Annotated in this window: 2 protein-coding genes; one reads left to right on the top strand and one right to left on the bottom strand. The window is 45.2% G+C overall.

What is annotated here, in order from left to right; translation table 11 throughout:
* Positions 1–33 precede the first annotated feature (33 nt).
* Positions 34–642, bottom strand: coding sequence for a recombinase family protein (locus tag J678_RS22680; protein ID WP_004726718.1), 609 nt, complete (start codon positions 640–642; stop codon positions 34–36).
* A 94-nt stretch (positions 643–736) separates the two neighbouring features.
* Between J678_RS22680 and J678_RS22675 the strand changes: the two genes are divergently transcribed.
* The gene (locus tag J678_RS22675) at positions 737–3,703 is read left to right on the top strand and encodes a Tn3-like element ISAcsp1 family transposase (RefSeq protein WP_004726714.1); all 2,967 of its coding nucleotides are present in this window, start codon (positions 737–739) and stop codon (positions 3,701–3,703) included.
* Positions 3,704–3,738: the final 35 nt, after the last annotated feature.

Raw genomic sequence — 3,738 nt, 5'->3', positions numbered from 1 at the left:
GGGGTCGTCTCAGGAAACGGAAAATATAGCACGCTAAGGATTTTCACTCCGACTTCTTTTAACGATATCCAACACGGTATTTTTGCTTAGATTGACCAGCCGACCGACTTGTCGATAAGAGTGTCCAGCAGACACCAACTCCAACACTTTAGGTGCCAGACGATCTGACTTGGTACGTTGACCAGGACGACGACCAAACACAACGCCCCGCGCTTGTGCCGCTGCTACACCAGAGCGCACACGTTCACGTAGTAAATCTCCCTCAAACTCTGCTAATGCAGACATCACAGAAGCCATGAGCTTTCCCTGAGATGTGGAAAGGTCAAACTGCAAACCTGTTTGTGCCACCAGAGATACCCCGAAATGCCCAAGATCTTGTAATGACTGTACGAGATCCACGGTGCTTCTGCCCCAGCGTGTCAATTCCGTCACCAAGATGGCATCGATTTCACGAGATTGCGCCATGGTCATCAAGTATTTTCTTTGCAATCTCTCATCCTTACTGCCTGATGCAGTTTCTTTCCAAACACCGACAACATCGTAGCCGCAACGATTGGCGTAGGCACGTAGGTCATATTCCTGTCGTTCGCAGGACTGATCGTTCGTTGATACTCGGCAATAAATGGCCGCATTCTGTCCCAATTGAACCTCCTTGCGAAATTGCAGCGCAAAGCTAAGCGTGGCGGTACAAAATAATGTACCTTTAATAGTTTAGTTTATTTGGGACTAATGAGCCATGCCGCGCCATTCTATTTTGTCGTCCACGGAATTGGGAAGCCTGTTCGAAATTCCAGATGATAGAGCTTTTATGCTTCAGCATTACACTCTGAGTGATTCTGATAAATCCATAGTCCATCAACATCGAGGGGCATCCAACAAGCTAGGCTTTGCAATTCAACTTTGCTACATGCGTTACCCTGGAGTGATATTGGGTATTAACGACGAACCATTCAAACCCTTACTTTTCATGATGGCTGCTCAACTTAGTATATCAGTGGACTGCTGGAATGATTATGGTCAGCGCGAGCAAACAAGACGAGAACATATTGCCGAATTGAAAAAAGTTTTTGGGTTCAAACTATTCACCTTGAGTGACTATCGGCAATCGGTCAATATGATGGTGGATTTGTCCCTTCAGACAGATAAAGGTCTTATTTTAGCCACAACTCTCGTTGAAAATTTACGACAAAAATCAGTCCTTTTGCCAGCTATAAATGCAATTGATAGTATTTGCGCAGAAGCAATCACATCTGCCAACCGCATAATTTATACTGCTTTGACGAGCTCACTTTCAGAAACTCATCGTCAAAATATAGATGCTTTGCTGAACCGTAAAGAGGGCAGCAAACTGACAATATTGGGGTGGCTTAGACAGTCACCAGCTAAACCAAACTCAAAGTACATGCTTGAGCACATTGAGCGGCTGAAGTGCTTACAAGCCATCGATCTACCTGAAGACATTGGAAAACACGTTCATCAAAATCGCTTACTGAAAATTGCTCGCGAAGGTGGGCAAATGACTCCTGCTGATTTGGCCAGATTTGAATCTCAACGTCGATATGCCACTTTGGTAGCAATCGTTGTGGAGAGTATGGCCACGATCACCGACGAAATTATTGACCTGCATGATCGCATTATTGGAAAGCTATTTGCTATCGCAAAAAATAAACACCAGCAACAATTTCAATCATCAGGTAAAGCGATCAACGACAAAGTGCGTTTGTATGGGCTTATCGGGAAAGCCTTGCTAGATGCCAAGCAAAATGGCAGTGATCCGTTTGCCGCCATCGAAACTGTTATTTCATGGGATGCTTTTGCAGCAAGTATTACTGAGGCAGAAAAACTGGCGCAACCCGAAGACTTTGATTTTTTACCACGAATTGGCGAGAGCTATGCAACTTTACGCCGTTACGCGCCAGAACTTCTTGCCATACTTAAATTGCGTGCTGCCCCAGCAGCAAAAGATATGCTTGCCGCTGTAGAGTTGCTCCGCAGCATGAATGTTGATAATACACGAAAAATCCCCTCTAATGCTCCAATAGCGTTTATCAAAAAACGGTGGGCAAGACTAGTCTTTACCGATGATGGTATTGATCGCCGCTATTACGAAATATGTGTGTTATCTGAACTTAAAAACTCGCTACGGGCTGGGGATCTCTGGGTACAAGGCTCTCGCCAATTCAAAGACTTCGATGAGTATTTAGTGACTGCTGATAAATTTAATCAGCTAAAACAGTCCAATGAGTTACCTCTAACCATTACTACTGATTGTGATCTATATTTGCAAAGTCGCCTTTCACTATTGGAGCAGAAATTAGCAATCATTAATCGCATGGCAGCGACCAACGATTTGCCTGATGCGATGATCAATCAATCTGGTCTAAAAATAACACCTCTCGATGCCGTGGCTCCTGATACAGCCCAAACTTTAATTGACCAAACAGCAATGCTGTTACCACATATCAAGATCACCGAATTATTAATGGAGGTCGATGAATGGACAGGCTTTACTCGACACTTCACTCATTTGAAAACGGATGACACTGCGAAGGATAAAGCGTTATTGCTCACGACCATACTGGCTGATGCAATTAATTTAGGGCTGACGAAAATGGCCGAATCATGTCCTGGTACAACTTATGCCAAACTCTCATGGCTACAGGCTTGGCATATCCGTGATGAAACTTATTCAACGGCATTGGCCGAATTGGTGAATGCTCAATTGAAACAACCTTTCGCTGAAAACTGGGGAGATGGCACTACCTCCTCATCAGATGGCCAACGCTTCCGCGCAGGTGGCAGAGCTGAAAGTACAGGACATATCAATCCAAAATATGGCGCAGAGCCTGGAAGGTTATTTTATACACACATTTCTGATCAATACGCACCATTTAGCAGTAAGCTGATCAATGTGGGCGTTCGTGATTCAACCTATGTTCTTGATGGGCTGCTGTATCACGAGTCTGATTTACGCATCGAGGAACACTACACCGATACGGCTGGATTCACCGACCATGTTTTTGCACTCATGCACATGCTAGGGTTTCGATTTGCACCACGAATTCGTGATCTGGGCGATACGAAACTCTATATTCCAAAGTCAGACATAGACTATGCCGCACTTAAACCCATGATTGGCGGCACACTGAATATCAAACAGATTCGTACTCATTGGGACGATATTTTGCGTCTGGCCGCATCAATCAAGCAAGGGACTGTCACAGCGTCGCTAATGCTACGTAAACTCGGTAGTTATCCACGACAGAATGGTTTGGCATTGGCATTACGAGAGCTGGGGCGTATTGAGCGCACACTGTTTATCTTGGATTGGTTGCAAAGCGTAGAACTACGCCGTCGGGTTCAAGCTGGATTAAATAAAGGTGAAGCCCGTAATGCATTAGCGCGCGCCGTTTTCTTTTATCGATTGGGTGAGATTCGAGATCGAAGCTTTGAGCAACAGCGTTATCGAGCCAGTGGCTTGAATCTAGTGACCGCCGCCATTGTATTGTGGAACACGGTTTATTTAGAGAGAGCGACTAACGCCCTACGAGGGCATGGTCGCACAGTCGATGATACCTTGCTGCAATATCTGTCACCGCTGGGGTGGGAGCACATCAATTTAACTGGGGATTATCTATGGCGAAGCAAAGCCAAGATAGGTGGTGGAAAATTTAGGCCATTGCGCGCAATTGAAAAACCTTAGCGTGCTATATTTTCCGTTTCCTGAGACGACCCCTA

It is taken from the genome of Acinetobacter sp. 1424608, from assembly GCF_000588255.1.
In the GTDB taxonomy this organism is placed as follows: Bacteria; Pseudomonadota; Gammaproteobacteria; order Pseudomonadales; family Moraxellaceae; genus Acinetobacter; species Acinetobacter nosocomialis.
This window is presented reverse-complemented; position numbering and strand designations above follow the sequence as displayed.